Here is a 16,074-nt window from a genome sequence, read left to right as displayed (position 1 = left end):
GCGCGTGTTCCCGTTCCGCACTGTGAGCCCGCGACGCTATTAAGTTGGACGGGTGGCCCTTCCTAACCTCACCCGCGACCAAGCCGTCGAACGCGCGGCTCTGATCACCGTCGACAGCTACCAGATCAGCCTCGACGTCACCGACGGCTCCGGTGTTTCAGGCGGGCCCGGCGAACGAACCTCGCGTACTTTCCGGTCCACCACCACGGTGGTGTTCGACGCACTCGCCGGCGCCGACACGGTTATCGACCTGTCGGCCGAGACCGTGCGCAGTGCCACCCTCAACGGGCGCGACGTGGACGTCTCGGGCTACGACGAGTCGACCGGCATCCCGTTGCGGGGACTGGCCGACCGCAACGTGGTCGTCGTCGACGCCGACTGCCGCTACTCGAACACCGGCGAGGGACTGCATCGCTTCGTCGACCCGGTCGACGACGAGACCTACCTGTACTCGCAGTTCGAAACCGCGGACGCCAAGCGCATGTTCGCCTGCTTCGACCAACCCGACCTCAAGGCGACGTTCGACCTGCGGGTGACCGCGCCCGCGCACTGGAAGGTGATCTCCAACGGCGCCACCACGTCGGTCGAGGACGGCGTGCACAGTTTTGCGGTCACCCCGCGGATGAGCACCTATCTGGTGGCGCTGATCGCGGGCCCGTACTCGCAGTGGACCGACTCCTATCGCGACGAGCACGGCGAGATCCCGCTGGGCATCTACTGCCGGTCCTCGCTGGCCGAACACATGGACGCCGAGCGGTTGTTCACCGAGACGAAGCAGGGATTTAGCTTCTACCACAAGAACTTTGGGGTGCCATACGCATTCGGCAAATACGACCAGCTGTTCGTTCCCGAATTCAACGCCGGCGCAATGGAAAACGCGGGGGCGGTGACCTTCCTGGAGGATTACGTCTTCCGCAGCAAGGTCACCCGCGCCTCCTACGAGCGGCGCGCCGAAACGGTGCTGCACGAGATGGCGCACATGTGGTTCGGCGACCTGGTCACCATGACGTGGTGGGACGACCTGTGGCTCAACGAGTCGTTCGCGACGTTCGCGTCGGTGCTGTGCCAGGCCGAGTCGACCGAATACACCTCAGCCTGGACGACATTCGCGACGGTCGAGAAGTCGTGGGCCTACCGCCAGGACCAGTTGCCGTCGACGCATCCCATCGCCGCCGACATCCCCGACCTGCACGCGGTCGAGGTGAACTTCGACGGCATCACCTACGCCAAGGGCGCTTCGGTGCTCAAGCAGCTGGTGGCCTACGTCGGGCTGGAGCACTTCCTGGCCGGACTGCGCGATTACTTCCGCACGCATGCCTTCGGCAACGCCACCTTCAGCGACCTGCTGTCCGCGCTCGAGCAGGCCTCGGGCCGCGACCTGTCGAACTGGGGACAGCAGTGGCTGAAGACCACCGGGCTCAATACGCTGCGGCCCGAATTCGACACCGATGCCGACGGGAAGTTCACCCGTTTCGCGGTGACCCAGAGCGGCGCGGCCCCGGGGGCCGGTGAAACCCGGGTACATCGGCTGGCGGTCGGGATCTACGACGACGACGGTGCGGGCAAGCTGGTGCGGGTGCACCGTGAGGAACTCGACGTCGACGGGCCACAGACGGAAGTGCCTGGACTGGTTGGTATTTCGTCAGGCAAGTTGATTCTGGTCAACGACGACGACCTGACCTACTGCTCGCTTCGCCTGGACGCACAGTCGTTGCGGACCGCGCTGGAGCGCGTCGCCGACATCGCCGATCCACTGCCCCGCTCGCTGGTGTGGTCGGCCGCGTGGGAGATGACCCGCGAGGCCGAGCTGCGTGCCCGCGACTTCGTCGCGCTGGTCTCCGGCGGCGTGCAGGCCGAGACGGAAGTCGGTGTGGCACAACGGTTGCTGATGCAGGCGCAGACCGCGCTGGGTTCCTACGCCGAGCCGGGCTGGGCCCGCGAGCACGGCTGGCCGCAGTTCACCGATCGGGTGCTGGCGCTGGCGCGGGCGGCCGAACCGGGATCGGATCACCAGCTCGCCTTCGTCAACACGCTGTGCTCGTCGGTGCTTGCCGACCGGCACATCGCGGCGCTGGCCGATCTGCTCGATCGGGATCCGTCCGAATTGGGCCTGGCGGGCCTCGAGATCGACACCGACCTGCGCTGGCGCATCGTGACCGCGTTGGCCACCGCCGGCGATATCGACGCCGACGGCATCGAGACGCCGTTCATCGACGCCGAGGTGCGACGCGACCCGACCGCGACCGGCAAGCGCCACGGCGCCCAGGCTGCCGCGGCCCGTCCCCAGCTTGAGGTCAAGGAGCAGGCGTTCATCACGGTGGTCGAGGACGACACCGTGGCCAACACGTCGGCGCGTTCGATCGTCGGGGGATTCGCGGCGCCCGGCCAGGGTGAGTTGCTCAAGCCGTTCACCGCGCGCTATTTCCAGGCCATTCCCGGCGTCTGGGCGCGGCGTTCCAGCGAGGTCGCGCAGACCGTGGTGATCGGGCTGTACCCGTCCTGGAACATCAGCGAGGAGGGTATCGCCGCCGCCGACGAGTTCCTGTCGGCGCCGGACTCCGAGGTGCCCCCAGCGCTGCGCCGCCTGGTGCTGGAGGGCCAGGCCGGGGTGAAGCGGGCGTTGCGCGCGCGCACGTTCGACGCGGGCCAGCAGTAACGGCGGGCCGAGCACCATCAGCGAACGTCACCGCCGCAATGGCGCGCCCCGTGGTCGCGAACCGGGACGTGCAGTGGCTCATGGCTCTAAGCCGGGCTGATACCCGCGCTCAGCACGCGAATCGCGCTGACCAGACCGTCGACCAGGTGCCCCTGCTCGAACGCCGACGAGGCCGCGGCAACGCCCAGTGGGGCGGCCGATTCGGCGCCGCGTCCGCGGACCTCGGAGCCGTAGACCACCTCGATGACCGCTTGGTCGGGCGAAACGGCCAGTAGCACCGCGTTGTTGGGCGTCGGCACGTCGGCCAGGATCTCGCGCGCCCGGGCCGCGGTGTCGCTACCCAGGTCGCCGATGTAGATGGCGAACCGCGTCATCGACTGGCGCGAGCCGTACTTCAGGGCGTCGTCGATCGCGACCAGGTCCGTGATCGGGAACGGGTAATGCACCGACAGCTCACCGGGCTCGGTGACGCCGGAAACCCGGCCGCTGGACGTGATCGCAAAGCCGGCAGGCAGTTCCGCCGGGGCCTTCGTCGCTACCTCACCATGTGCCACTGGCGCCACCTCCGACTGAGAACTCCGATGCGTGATGTCCGTGCGAGTGGCCGACGAATTCGTCGGTAGCCGCCCACAGAATCGGCGGATGCGTCCACGGCTCGGACATCTTGTAAGTCGCCGGGTGCGGCCCCTTGCGCGACCAGATCAGCGCCGCCAGCACGATCACCAGCAACGCCGGGATTCCGATTAAGTACAGGTGAATCTCCATAGCGCTCACGACGGAAACCGTATCCCACCGAGTGATCCCGCGGCGCGCTTGGACACGAGATTGGCCGTCAGGCCGCGCCCTCGCCGAGGTATCGGGCCCAGGACGGATCCATTTCCTTGACGGTGGACAGCAGTCGCCAGTGCTGCCCGGTCGGCGGCAGCGGCGCCCGGCGCAGTGCCCAACCGAGTTCGGCGAGCAGCTTGTCGCCCTTGCGGTGGTTGCAGGTCGAGCAGCAGGCGACGCAGTTCTCCCAGGAATGGCCGCCGCCGCGGCTGCGCGGCACGACGTGGTCGACGGTGTCGGCCTTCGCTCCGCAATAGGCGCAGCAGAAGCGGTCGCGGTGCATCAGGGCCGCGCGGGTCATCGGGACCCGGGCCCGGTAGGGAACCCGGACGTAGGTCCGCAGCTGGATCACCGACGGCACCGGGATCGACTCGCTCGCCGAGTGGATGACCGGCCCGGATGGGTCGTGGTGCACCACGTCGGCCTTGCCGCAGATCACCATCACGATCGCGCGCCGCATCGGCAGCGCGGTCAGCGGTTCGTAGGTGGAATTCAGCAGCAGAACCCGGCGGCGACTCCAGATCGAAGCGCTTTCGTGCCGGTTGGGTGGATGGGTATCGACGCCGGGGGCGGGGCGGTGGGAAAGACTATGCAGGGACGACGCGGGTGTGGGTCCGGTCAGCCCTGCCGCGGCCCCTGAACTTCGGTGGCTGCGGCGTCTCTTGCCCTGCGCCATAAATCCTCCGCCGATAGTCCACCATGATTCGTCGCCAATCGCACGCCTAATTGCTGGTGCACGCCGTGTCGAACCGGTGAACAGCAGGAGCGACTCCGCCCGTTTGACTGCGCCGGCTTGCCGATGCACCACAATGGGGGGTGATGGATCAGGTACAACAGTCCTTTTACGACGCCGTCGGCGGTGCCGAGACCTTCAAAACGATCGTGGCGCGCTTCTATGCCCAGGTCCCCGAGGACGAAATCCTGCGTGAGCTCTATCCGCTGGATGACCTGCAGGGCGCCGAAGAGCGGCTGCGCATGTTCCTCGAGCAGTACTGGGGCGGCCCGCGCACCTATTCCGACCAGCGCGGGCACCCGCGGCTGCGGATGCGTCACGTGCCGTTCCGGATCACCCCGATCGAGCGCGATGCATGGTTGCGCTGCATGCACACCGCCGTCGCGTCGATCGACGCACACACTCTCGACGACGAGCATCGCCGAGAGCTGCTCAACTATCTGGAAATGGCAGCTCACTCGCTCGTCAATTCGCCCTTGTAGATACCTCGCAACCGAACGGAGCAATATGAGCCCCGCCGCATGGTGGTCGAACGCCGTCTTTTACCAGGTCTATCCACGCTCCTTCGCCGACAGCAACGGCGACGGCGTCGGGGACATCGACGGCATCGTCGCCCATCTGGATTACCTGGAGCGGCTGGGCATCGACGCGATCTGGCTCAGCCCGGTCACCGTCTCGCCGATGGCCGACCACGGCTACGACGTCGCCGATCCGCGTGACATCGACCCGCTGTTCGGCGGGATGCCGGCGATCGAACGGCTGATCACGGCGGCCCACGAGCGCAACATCAAGATCACCATGGACGTGGTGCCCAACCACACCAGCTCCCAGCACGCGTGGTTCCAGGCGGCGCTGGCCGCCGGCCCGGGCACCGAAGCGCGGGAGCGGTATTACTTCCGCGACGGCAAGGGACCCGACGGGGAACTGCCCCCGAACAACTGGACGTCGGTGTTCGGCGGGCCGGCCTGGGAGCGGGTGGTCGAGCCCGACGGCAATCCCGGCCAGTACTACCTGCACCTGTTCGACACCCACCAGCCGGACCTGAACTGGGAAAACCCCGAGGTCTTCGACGACTTCGAGGCGTCGCTGCGGTTCTGGCTGGAGCGTGGGGTGGACGGCTTCCGCATCGACGTGGCGCACGGGATGGCCAAGCCGGCCGGCCTGCCCGACGCACAGGAAGCCGTCAAGGTGTTGTCGCACCGCGACGACGACCCGCGTTTCAACAACCCGGCCGTGCACGACATCCATCGCAAGATTCGCAAGATCGTCGACGAGTACGACGGCGCGGTGACCATCGGCGAAGTGTGGGTGCTGGACAACATGCTCTGGGCCGAGTACCTGCGGCCCGACGAACTGCATCTCGGCTTCAATTTCCGGCTCACCAAGGTCGCCTTCGACGCGCATCAAATTCACGACGCCGTCGAGAACTCGCTGAAGGCCACCGCCATATACGACTCCGTTCCGACCTGGACGCTGTCCAACCACGACATCGACCGCGAGGTCACCCGCTACGGCGGCGGTGAGATCGGGCTGCGCCGGGCGCGGGCGATGGCGATGGCGATGCTCGCACTGCCCGGCACGGTGTTCATTTACAACGGCGAGGAGCTCGGGCTGCCCGACGTGCTGGACCTGCCCGAAGAGGTGCTGCAGGACCCGACCTGGGAACGGTCCGGGCACACCGAGCGGGGCCGCGACAAGGTCCGGGTTCCGCTGCCGTGGTCGGGCGACACTCCCCCATTCGGGTTCTCCAGTTCGCCCGACACCTGGTTGCCGATGCCGGCCGACTGGGCGTCGCTGACGGTCGAGAAGCAGGACACGGATCCCGATTCGACGTTGGCGTTTTTTCGCACGGTGCTCAAATTGCGCAGGGAGCGCACCGAATTCGACGGCGTCGAGCTGCAGTGGCTGACGGCAACCGACGATGCGCTGGTATTCCGGCGGCCGGGCGGCCTGGTGTGCGCGCTGAATACCGGAGATCGTCCGATGGCGCTGCCCGCCGGCGAACTCATTTTCGCCAGTGCACCGTTGGTCGACGGTGAGTTGCCGGCCGATGCGGCGGCCTGGTTGGCCTAACCTTCCACCGGGGGCCGATTCGCGCCGCGGCCCGCGCTGGCCTATATGTGTTACATGGCAGCGTATGCGTGGGCAGTGATCGGAGCCGGCCCCGCCGGAATAGCTGCGGTGGGAAGGCTTTTAGATCACGGCATCGCGGCGGAGAAGATCGCCTGGATCGATCCCGCCTTTGCGGCAGGCGATCTCGGCCAGAAGTGGCGAGCGGTGTCGAGTAATACCATCGCCGAAACCTTCCTGCACTTCCTGAACGGCTCTGCGGCATTTCGGTTCTCGGAGGCACCGCCGCTGCCGCTGCGGGATGTGGAGCCGGGCCAGACGTGCGCCCTGGACCTGGTGGCCGATCCGCTGGTGTGGATTACCGGGCACCTGCGCGAGCGGGTACACGTCTTTCAGACAACGGCGACCTCGCTTTTTCTGGGCAACAGGCAGTGGAGAATTGAAACCGGACAACAAGAGGTCATCTCCGAAAATGTGATCCTCGCCGTGGGTGCGGTGCCCAAGAAGCTTGCTTACCCCGGCCTGCAGGAGATTGACGTCGAGGTCGCGCTGGATCCCGACCGGCTGGCCGAGCAGTCACTCGACGGCGCGACGGTGGCCGTCTTCGGCTCGTCGCACTCGTCGATGATCGTGCTGCCGAATCTGCTGCGCAACCCCGTCGAACGGGTGATCAACTTCTACCAGAGCCCGCTGAAATACGCTGTGTATCTGGATGATTGGATTCTGTTCGACGACACCGGCCTCAAAGGCCAGGCGGCCGCGTGGGCGCGGGAGAACATCGACGGCGTCTATCCGGAACGGCTGGACAGGTGCTGGGTATCAAGCCCGGAATTCGACGACAAACTCGCGCAATGCGATCGCGTGGTCTACACCGTCGGTTTCGAGCGCAGAAAGCTCCCCGAGACGCCGCAGTGGGGCCTGCTGGATTACAACAGGAGAAACGGCATCCTTGCCCCGGGCCTCTTCGGGCTAGGCATCGGGTTTCCGGAATATGCCGAAGATCCATACGGATTCGGGCAATACCGGGTGGGGCTCAAGAAGTTCATGGATTACCTGGACACCGTTTTGCCGTTGTGGTTGTTGTACCGGACCTGAGCCGCTTCACTCAGCGCAGCACCATCGCCGCCTCGCCGCGCCGGCGGTAGACCGATCCGAAGCGGGCGTCCAGACGCAACCAGGCCGGAAGGGTACGAACCCGGATGATTTCGCTCGCGTCGATTGCATCCCTTGACTGCGGCAGGAAACCCATTGCGGTCAAAGCGAACACACAACGCATCGGTAACCCGACGCTGGTGTCGGCCGAGCTGACCCGGATCACCTCCTGGTCGAGCAGCGAGGCCGGCGGGCCGTGCGAGCTGCTGTGCTCCTTGGCCAGCCGGGCACCTTCTTGGGCCAGATCCAGCATCACCTGGGCCGGCACGTCGTCGAGGTGGGTGAAGCCGGACTCCGGCGGCAGTGCACCGCGCCAGGACGAGTCCATCGCGAAACCCGGGTCGACGTAGCCGGTGTCATCCATCGCCGACAGCCCGCGACCCAATCCGTCCGCGGCGACCGTCATGTCGTCCGGGCTCACCCGGCCCACCACTACCCGGCTGGCGAGCACGTCGAAACCCGTTGCCATCCAAGCTGTTAGCAAACCGGATGAGCGAGTCCGCAGCCGAACGACCGCGGCATCGTCGAGGCGCAGAGCACGGTCGACGAACGCAGCCAGGTCGGAGCGATGGGCCGCCATCGATGCCGGGCCCAGCCACAATCCGCGATCAGCTAACGCAGCCACCGTTGCAAGTACTCCCGATGTTGTGGCCCGAGGCGCACCAACCGCTGCTCCTGGATGTGAACCGCGGCCAGCTGTGACTCGGCGATGACGGCCGGCTTGGACTGCGGATCGGCGCCGACCGAACGCACCTCGTAGCCGAGCGTGAAGTCGACAGTCCGCAGCTGCTTGGTCCAAATGGTCACCTGCAGAGGCGAATCGACCAACTTCAGCTGCGCCTTGTAGGTGACCCGTACGTCGGCGATCAGCAGCCCGATCTCCAAGATATCGACCTCGAACGCCGGTTTGAGGAAGGGAACCCGCGCCTCTTCCAGCAGCGTGACCATCGTGGCGTGGTTGACGTGCTGGTACATGTCGATGTCCGACCAGCGCACCGGCACCTGGGCGACGAATCCGACGGTCACCCGGAAGTCCCCCGTCCGCTGGTGCGGGTCATGCGGCGGATCTGGCGCGCGGCCACCGACAGCGTCGCGAGATCCTTGGCGCCGCTTGCATAGATCTCGGTGAGCGTTCGCCTGGCCCGCTCCACCCGGGACGCGCTGATGTGCTCCCACTCCGCGATCTTCTCTTCCCCACTTTCGTCCGGCTCCCCCACCGCGAGCACGTCGAGACACAGCGACCGCAGCGAGGCGTAGATGTCGTCGCGGATTGCCAAGCGCGCCAAGGAATGCCAGCGGTCGTATCGGGGCAGCGCTGATATCGCGGTGAGCAGGCCGTCGGTGCCCAACCGGTCCATCAGCGCGAAATACGTGTCCGCGACGTCGGCGGTTTCGGTATCGGTGATGTCGGCGATGTCGATGATGTCGAGCAGGCTGAAGCGGTACAGGCCGGCCGCCACCAGGTAGGCCAACTCTTTCGGCGCACCCCCGGCAGCGAACGCCGCGGCTTCCTGTTCGACGATGGCCTTGTCGTCACCGCGCAGCCACTCCGACATCCGGGGGGTCAACGTTTTGACCTTGGCGGCGAAGCGGTTGATTTCGGCGCCGACGGCCAGCGGCTGGGGGCGGTAGTTGAGCAGCCAGCGTCCGGCGCGGTCGATCAGACGTCGGGTATCCAGCGTCATCTGGTCCGAGAGCGCGACCGGGATATCCGCCGCGCGGATACCGCGCCAGATCTCGTCGATCCCGAAGATGGCGTCGGTGGCCACCCAGGTGCGTACCGCGTCGATCTGCCCGACCCCGACGTCCTGGGTGATCCGGAACGCGTAGCTGATGCCGGCGGCGTCCACCATGTCGTTGATCAACATCGTCGTGACGATCTCGCGGCGCAGCTGGTGAGTGCGGATCTCCGGGGTGAATCGCTCCCGCAACGGCGTCGGGAAATAGCGGGGTAACCTCGACGCAAAGACGTCCTGCTCTGGCAGTTCGGTGGTCAGCATCTCCGCTTTCAGGAGCAGCTTCACGTGGGCCATTAGGGTGCAGAGCTCGGGTGAGGTCAGCCCCAGACCGGCTTCGGTGCGCCGCGCGACGTCCTTTTCCGACGGCAACGCTTCCAGCTCGCGGTCGACGCCGTTCTCTTCGAGGAACTTGATCTGCATGGCGTGCACCGGCAGCAGGCTCGGGGCGTTGGCGCGGCTGGTGCCCATCAGGTCGTTCTGGTCCTCGTTGTCGGCGAGCACCAGTTTCGCGACCTCGTCGGTCATCGATTCCAGCAGCGCGCTGCGCTCGTCCCGGTGGACCTTGCCGGCCGTGACCAGCGAGTCGATCAGGATCTTGATGTTGACCTCGTGGTCGGAGCAGTCCACGCCGGCGGAGTTGTCCATCGCGTCGGTGTTGACCCGCCCACCCGCGAGGTCGAACTCGACGCGGCCCAAGGCCGTCACGCCGAGGTTGCCACCCTCGCCGATTACCTTGGCGCGCAACTGGTTTCCGTTGACTCGCACCGGGTCGTTGGCCCGGTCGCCGACGTCGGCGTCGGACTCGGACTCGGCCTTGACGTAGGTGCCGATACCACCGTTGAACAGCAGGTCCACCGGTGCGAGCAAAATTGCCTTCATCAGGTTGGGCGGGGCCATCTCGGTGACCTCGTCGTCGATGCCCAGGGCCACGCGCACCTGCGGGCTGATCGGGATCGACTTCTGCTCGCGGCTGTACACCCCGCCGCCCTCGCTGATCAGCGACTTGTCGTAGTCCTCCCAGCTGGAGCGCGGCAGGTCGAACATCCGCTGGCGCTCCGGCCACGTTCTCGCCGCGTCGGGGTCGGGGTCCAGGAAAATGTGCCGGTGATCGAACGCGGCGACCAGCCTGATGTGCTTGCTCAGCAGCATGCCGTTGCCGAATACGTCACCGCTCATGTCGCCGACGCCCACCACCGTGAAGTCCTGGGTCTGGGTGTCGACGCCCATCTCGCGGAAGTGTCGTTTGACGGCCTCCCAGGCGCCCTTGGCAGTGATTCCCATGGCCTTGTGGTCGTAGCCGACCGATCCGCCGGAGGCGAAGGCATCACCCAGCCAGAACCCGTAGGAGTGGGCGACGTCGTTGGCGATGTCGGAGAAGGTCGCGGTCCCCTTGTCCGCGGCGACCACCAGGTAGGCGTCGTCACCGTCGCGGCGTGTCACTTGCGGTGGGGGGCTTACCTTTCCGGTTGAGTGGTCGACATTGTCGGTGACGTCCAGCAACCCGGAGATGAAGAGCTGATAGCAGGCGACGCCCTCGGCGCGGGTCGCGTCGCGGTCGGCCGCGGCGTCGCCGGTGGGCAGCGGCGGGCGTTTGAGGACGAAACCGCCCTTGGCCCCGACCGGAACGATGACGGCGTTCTTGACCGCCTGGGCCTTGACCAGACCCAGGATCTCGGTGCGGAAGTCGTCGCGCCGGTCCGACCAGCGCAGCCCGCCGCGGGCCACCGGGCCGAACCGCAGGTGCACGCCCTCGACGCGCGGTGAGTAGATGAAGATCTCGTACTTGGGCCGCGGCAACGGCAGCTCGTCGACCAGCTGGGCATCCAGCTTGATCGCCAGCACGTTGCGGACGCGGGCCGAACCCTCGCGTGTCACAAAGTAATTGGTGCGCAGCGTGGCCTGCACCAGTGACGCGAAGGCACGCAGGATGCGGTCAGTGTCCAGGCTGACCAATGCGTCGATGTCCGCGGCGACGGCGGCGGCGGCCGTTTGCGCGTCGCGGCTCGTCGCCGATCCGCTGGGATCGAACAATGCCTCAAACAGCCGCACCAGCGATCGCGCTGTCGAGGGGTGCTCGTTGAGCACCGATTCGATGTAGGACTGACTGTAGGGAAAGTTGGCTTGCCGCAAGTACTTTGCGTAGGCACGCAGCAACACGACCTGCTGCCAGCTCAGCCCGGCGCGCATCACCAACTCGTTGAACCGGTCGACTTCGACCCGGCCGTGCCAGATCGCGGTGACGGCCTCGGCGAAGCGTTGTGCCGTGGCGTCGCGGTCGGCCTGCGTCTGCGCCACCTGGATGGTCGGGTGCGGCGAGATCCGGAACTGGTAGATCCACACCGGCAATCCGTCCGGTCGCATGACCGTGAACGGCCGTTCCTCGAGCACGACGACACCCATGCTCTGCAGCATCGGCAGCAGCTGGCTCAGCGAGGCGCTGTGCCCGCCCAGGAACCAGGTCAGCTGTGCGGTTCCCTCGCCGCGATCGGTGAACACGAGCTTGACCGAATCGCTGGTCAGGTCGTTGATGATGTTGACGTGGCCGATGGCATCGGCCGGGGTGACCGCCGTCTTGTAGGCCTCGGAGAAGGCGCCGGCGTAGTGCTCGGCGTCGGCGTGCGAGATCGCTCCGGTGGGTGCGGCCGCGACGAGCCGGTCAGACCAGGTGCGCGCGGCCTCGCTGATCAGCGCCTGGATTCGCATCCGGTTCTTTTCGGAGACGTCGACCGGGCCCGCATCTTCGGGCAGTCGCACCATGAAATGCATGAGCGCCCAAGGTGATTCACTGACCCGCGCAGTGAATTCCAGTCGCGTACCGCCGAATTCGCGGACCAGGATGTCCTCGATCTGCAACCGCACGGCCGTCGTGTAGCGATCGCGGGGCACATAGACCAGGCAGGAGACGAAGTAGCGCAGCCGGTCGTCCCGGACGAACAGCAACGCCCGGCGCTGGGATCCCAGATCCACCACGGCTTTGGCCATCGTGAATAGCCGTTCGCCGCTGAGGGTGAACAGCTCCGAACGCGGGACGGTCTGGATCACGTCGAGGATCAATTGAGCCGGGTGGACGGGGTCGCTGTCGGCCAGCGCCAGGGCTTCGCGGACCCGGCGCGAGATCGACGGGATCTCCAGCACGTCGGCGTTCATCGCGGCGACGGTGAACAGCCCGACGAAGCGGTGCTCGATCACGCCACCGTCGACGTATTCGCGCACCCCGATGGCGTAGGGATAGGCGCCGTAGCGCAGGTAGCTACCGACGGTGGCCTGGGCTAACACCAGCAGCTTGTCGTCATCGGTCAGTCGCGGGCGAGAACCGGTCCGGCTGCGCAGCACGCCGAGCTCGCTGGTCCCGTCGCCAGAAACCAGACCGTCGTGCACCCGGCACCGCTGGTAGCCCAGCAGCAGGAAGTTCCCCTCACCCAGCCAGCGCAGCAGCGCCGCGACATCCTCGCGGTCGGGCGCCGTGAAACGCCCGCCGGGGTTGTTTTCGACGTCGGCGGCCAGGTTGCTCAGGGCGGCGATGATCGCCGCGGCGTCGGCGGCCACCTGTTGGACGTCGCTGAGGACCTTGGGCAGCACCCTCTCGACCTCGGCGAGCGCTTTGGTGTCGACGGTTGGCACGAACTGGATGTGGATCCACGCCTCGCCGACGTATTGCGGGGTGCCCGGCGCCTTGGGTTCGATGCTGATCAGGTCGCCCGCCGGGTTGCGCTGCACATCGAACACCGGGGTCATCAGCACGGAATAGGAGACACCGAGCCGGTGCAGCAGCACGGTGACGGAGTCCATCAGCATGCCGCCGTGGTCGGTGACGACCTGCAGCGCGGGCCCGAAGCCCGCGGGATCCTCGGGCGGATAGACCGCCACGCAGCTCTCGCCGGGCGGTCGGTGCTGGCCCAGCCGGTAGTGCGCGTTCAGCAGCGCCGGGGTGAGGATGGTGGCCGGGATGGTCAGGTCGATGACGCCGGTTTCGAGGGTTCCGGGTTCTTTGTCGTGGGGGCCGCGATAGGTCTCGACGTAGGCCTTGGAAATCCAGTCAGGAACGTCCGACATCGTGGAGAACGCGGTCCACGGGATGGTTGCCTGCTTCGGTCCGGAACCGATCGTCATGCCGTTAGCTCCCTACTCAGGACGGTTGGCACTACGCGCAGTCACCCCACATCTCGGCGACCGAACCGGGCGCATCGTTGCGGGGCTGCTGGCAAAGGTGACACTAGTCCCGCGTGAGCTTGCGGTGCGTCACCCGGTGCGGCCTGGCGGCTTCGGCTCCAAGTCGTTCGACTTTGTTTTCCTCATATGCACCGAAGTTGCCCTCGAACCAGAACCACTTGGCCTCGTTGTCCTCGTCACCCTCCCAAGCCAGGATGTGTGTGCAGGTGCGGTCGAGGAACCAGCGGTCGTGCGAAATCACCACCGCGCAGCCGGGGAATTGTTCGAGGGCGTTCTCCAGCGAACTCAGCGTTTCGACGTCGAGGTCGTTGGTTGGCTCATCGAGCAGGATCAGGTTTCCGCCCTGCTTCAGGGTCAGCGCGAGGTTGAGCCGGTTGCGCTCACCACCGGACAGCACACCCGCCGGCTTCTGCTGATCGGGGCCCTTGAAGCCGAACGCCGACACGTAAGCCCGCGACGGGACTTCGCTCTGGCCGACGATGATGTGGTCCAGCCCGTCGGAGACGACTTCCCAGACGGTCTTTTTCGGATCGATGCCGGCGCGGCTCTGGTCGACGTAACTGAGCTTGACGGTCTCGCCGACCTTGACCGTGCCGCTGTCCGGCTGCTCGAGACCGACGATCGTTTTGAACAGCGTGGTCTTACCGACACCGTTGGGACCGATGACGCCGACGATGCCGTTGCGGGGCAAGGTGAACGACAGATCCTTGATCAGGGTGCGTCCCTCGAAGCCCTTGTCCAGGTGGTCGACCTCGACCACCACATTGCCCAGCCGCGGCCCGACCGGGATCTGGATCTCCTCGAAGTCGAGCTTGCGCGTCTTCTCCGCCTCCGCGGCCATTTCTTCGTAGCGCTGCAGGCGGGCCTTGCTCTTGGCCTGGCGCGCCTTGGCGCCGGAGCGCACCCAGGCCAGTTCTTCTTGCAGCCGCTTCTGCAGCTTCGCGTCCTTGCGGCCCTGAACCGCGATCCGCTCGGCCTTCTTCTCCAGGTAGGTCGAATAGTTGCCCTCGTAGGGGTAGGCGCGGCCGCGGTCGAGTTCCAGAATCCATTCGGCGACGTTGTCCAGGAAGTAGCGGTCGTGGGTGACGGCCAGGATCGCGCCCGCATAGCTGGCCAGATGCTGTTCGAGCCACTGCACGCTCTCGGCGTCCAGGTGGTTGGTCGGCTCGTCGAGCAGCAGTAGGTCGGGCTTGGACAGCAGCAGTTTGCACAGCGCCACCCGGCGTCGCTCACCACCGGACAGGTTGGTCACCGGTTCGTCGGGCGGCGGGCAGCGCAGCGCGTCCATCGCCTGCTCCAGCTGCGAGTCGAGGTCCCACGCGTCGGCATGGTCCAGCTCTTCTTGCAGCCGGCCCATCTCCTCCATCAGCTCGTCGGAGTAGTCGGTGGCCATCAGCTCGGCGACCTCGTTGAAGCGGTCGAGCTTGACCTTGATCTCGCCCAAGCCCTCTTCCACGTTGCCCCGAACGGTCTTCTCCTCGTTCAGCGGCGGCTCCTGTTGCAGGATGCCGACCGTGGCACCGGTGGCCAGGAACGCGTCGCCGTTGTTCGGCTTGTCCAGTCCGGCCATGATCCGCAAGACGCTCGACTTACCGGCGCCGTTGGGGCCGACGACACCGATCTTGGCGCCCGGGAAGAAACTGAGCGTGACGTCGTCCAGGATCACCTTGTCGCCGTGCGCCTTGCGGACCTTTTTCATCGTGTAGATGAACTCAGCCATGCCGGGGTTATGCCTTTCTGGTCTTCGAGAAGGATCTCGCGGACCATCCTATGCATCGCCCGGGATGCCCGACCCGCCCGCTAAGCCGACAGAGGCAGCGCGCTGGGGTTCTCGGCGCCGTCACCGGATCCGACCGAGCCCGCGTCCTCCGCGCTATTAACCGGCTCCTCCGCGCTATTGGCCGGCGCCGACTCCGCGTCGGGACCGGCGTAGCCGGGCTTTTCGATGCGCACGATCGCGCGCGAGCAGTCCGGGCCGACCGATGTCGCGCGCATTTCCAGCGACGAACGGCGATTGCCGTCGCGGTCTTCGTACTCGCTGGTGTAGACGTGGCCCACCACGATCACCGGCGCGCCCTTGCCCAGCGCGGCCCCGACGCCGGTGACCAGCTTTCCCCAGCAATTGACGGTGATGAACAGCGAGTTTCCCGGCTCCCAACTTCCCTCGCCGGTGCGCCGGCGAGAATTGCTGGCTACCCGGAACTTGATGAGTTCCTGCCCGCCGACGGTGCGGCGCTGCAGATCGTTGACGATGTGACCGACGACGGTCAGCTGGGTTTCGAACATGGGCTCAATTTCCTTTCGCAGGTGTCTCAGGTAGTGCTCGTACTTGCCGCTCATTGAGCGCGCAGACACCGACGAGTCAGGCCGGTCGTCCCGCCGCTGCCGGGCCCGTCTGTGGATTAAATCGTGACTGTGGATAAGGACGCGAGGCGGGTGCGGCGCGGGATCTGAGCGGCCGGGATTTGTCGGTGGTGGTCGCGATGATGTCGTTATGTCGTTGACCGCCTCGCCGAGCGCTGGTGAATCGCGCCCGCCCGACCGTCTGGGGGTGTTGTTCGAGGAGTTGGCGGAGTTAGCCGGTCAGCGCAATGCCATTGATGGGCGCATCGTGGAGATCGCTGCCGAGATCGAGCGCGACGAGCTGTGCGGGGCGACCGGCGCACGCTCAGTGGCGGCGTTGCTGGGCTGGAAGCTGGCCCTGTCCTCGGCGAATGCCCACACGA

13 protein-coding genes are annotated in these 16,074 nt (G+C 66.3%); 5 read left to right on the top strand and 8 right to left on the bottom strand.

Annotated features, from left to right (window positions below; genetic code table 11):
- The first annotated feature begins 52 nt into the window (after positions 1 to 52).
- Positions 53 to 2,656: an aminopeptidase N gene (pepN, locus tag AC5Y5O_RS27325; protein WP_096289353.1), complete on the top strand. Its 2,604-nt coding sequence runs from the start codon at positions 53 to 55 to the stop codon at positions 2,654 to 2,656.
- 86 nt (positions 2,657 to 2,742) lie between these two features.
- Here pepN and AC5Y5O_RS27320 read toward each other — a convergent pair whose 3' ends face one another.
- The 3 genes from AC5Y5O_RS27320 to AC5Y5O_RS27310 all read right to left on the bottom strand — a co-directional run bounded on the left by AC5Y5O_RS27320 (position 2,743) and on the right by AC5Y5O_RS27310 (position 4,160).
- Entirely contained in the window at positions 2,743 to 3,210 is a 468-nt protein-coding gene (locus AC5Y5O_RS27320) for a DUF5130 domain-containing protein (protein ID WP_207768555.1), read from the bottom strand.
- Positions 3,197 to 3,421 carry an aa3-type cytochrome oxidase subunit CtaJ gene (gene ctaJ, locus AC5Y5O_RS27315; RefSeq protein WP_096289357.1) on the bottom strand — a complete coding sequence of 75 codons (225 nt, stop codon included), beginning with the start codon at positions 3,419 to 3,421 and terminating at the stop codon, positions 3,197 to 3,199. Before ctaJ ends, AC5Y5O_RS27320 begins: the two co-directional genes overlap by 14 nt.
- Positions 3,422 to 3,488: 67 nt before the next feature.
- A complete protein-coding gene (locus AC5Y5O_RS27310) occupies positions 3,489 to 4,160 on the bottom strand; it encodes an HNH endonuclease (RefSeq protein WP_500028189.1) in 672 nt (223 codons plus the stop codon).
- Between the two features lie 143 nt (positions 4,161 to 4,303).
- Between AC5Y5O_RS27310 and AC5Y5O_RS27305 the strand changes: the two genes are divergently transcribed.
- From AC5Y5O_RS27305 to AC5Y5O_RS27295, 3 genes are all read left to right on the top strand, one after another.
- Positions 4,304 to 4,699: a globin gene (locus tag AC5Y5O_RS27305; protein WP_096291272.1), complete on the top strand. Its 396-nt coding sequence runs from the start codon at positions 4,304 to 4,306 to the stop codon at positions 4,697 to 4,699.
- Positions 4,700 to 4,724: 25 nt separating this feature from the next.
- Positions 4,725 to 6,290, top strand: a complete 1,566-nt coding sequence (locus tag AC5Y5O_RS27300) for a glycoside hydrolase family 13 protein (protein WP_096289361.1) — start codon at positions 4,725 to 4,727, stop codon at positions 6,288 to 6,290.
- 75 nt (positions 6,291 to 6,365) lie between these two features.
- Complete coding sequence (locus AC5Y5O_RS27295; RefSeq protein ID WP_500028233.1) at positions 6,366 to 7,382, top strand: FAD/NAD(P)-binding protein; 1,017 nt, start codon at positions 6,366 to 6,368, stop codon at positions 7,380 to 7,382.
- A gap of 10 nt (positions 7,383 to 7,392) precedes the next feature.
- On the opposite strand, the gene AC5Y5O_RS27290 is transcribed toward AC5Y5O_RS27295, so the two are convergent.
- From AC5Y5O_RS27290 to AC5Y5O_RS27270, 5 genes are all read right to left on the bottom strand, one after another.
- Positions 7,393 to 8,019, bottom strand: coding sequence for a DUF8185 domain-containing protein (locus AC5Y5O_RS27290; protein WP_096289363.1), 627 nt, complete (start codon positions 8,017 to 8,019; stop codon positions 7,393 to 7,395).
- A 32-nt stretch (positions 8,020 to 8,051) separates the two neighbouring features.
- On the bottom strand, positions 8,052 to 8,465 hold the full coding sequence (locus tag AC5Y5O_RS27285; RefSeq protein ID WP_096289365.1) for an acyl-CoA thioesterase: 414 nt from the start codon (positions 8,463 to 8,465) through the stop codon (positions 8,052 to 8,054).
- Positions 8,462 to 13,288 carry an NAD-glutamate dehydrogenase gene (locus AC5Y5O_RS27280; RefSeq protein WP_096289367.1) on the bottom strand — a complete coding sequence of 1,609 codons (4,827 nt, stop codon included), beginning with the start codon at positions 13,286 to 13,288 and terminating at the stop codon, positions 8,462 to 8,464. Before AC5Y5O_RS27280 ends, AC5Y5O_RS27285 begins: the two co-directional genes overlap by 4 nt.
- 103 nt (positions 13,289 to 13,391) lie before the next feature.
- Positions 13,392 to 15,068, bottom strand: a complete 1,677-nt coding sequence (gene ettA / locus AC5Y5O_RS27275; RefSeq protein ID WP_500028185.1) for an energy-dependent translational throttle protein EttA — start codon at positions 15,066 to 15,068, stop codon at positions 13,392 to 13,394.
- An 80-nt stretch (positions 15,069 to 15,148) separates the two neighbouring features.
- The gene (locus AC5Y5O_RS27270; protein WP_096291274.1) at positions 15,149 to 15,634 is read right to left on the bottom strand and encodes a single-stranded DNA-binding protein; all 486 of its coding nucleotides are present in this window, start codon (positions 15,632 to 15,634) and stop codon (positions 15,149 to 15,151) included.
- 208 nt (positions 15,635 to 15,842) lie between these two features.
- Between AC5Y5O_RS27270 and AC5Y5O_RS27265 the strand changes: the two genes are divergently transcribed.
- Positions 15,843 to 16,074: DUF222 domain-containing protein (locus AC5Y5O_RS27265; RefSeq protein ID WP_500028183.1), on the top strand; the 232-nt coding region annotated here is incomplete at its 3' end.

Source organism: Mycobacterium sp. NGS40 (assembly GCF_059812735.1).
The sequence above is the reverse complement of the archived record's forward strand: the minus strand, read 5'-3'. Positions and strand labels throughout refer to the sequence as shown.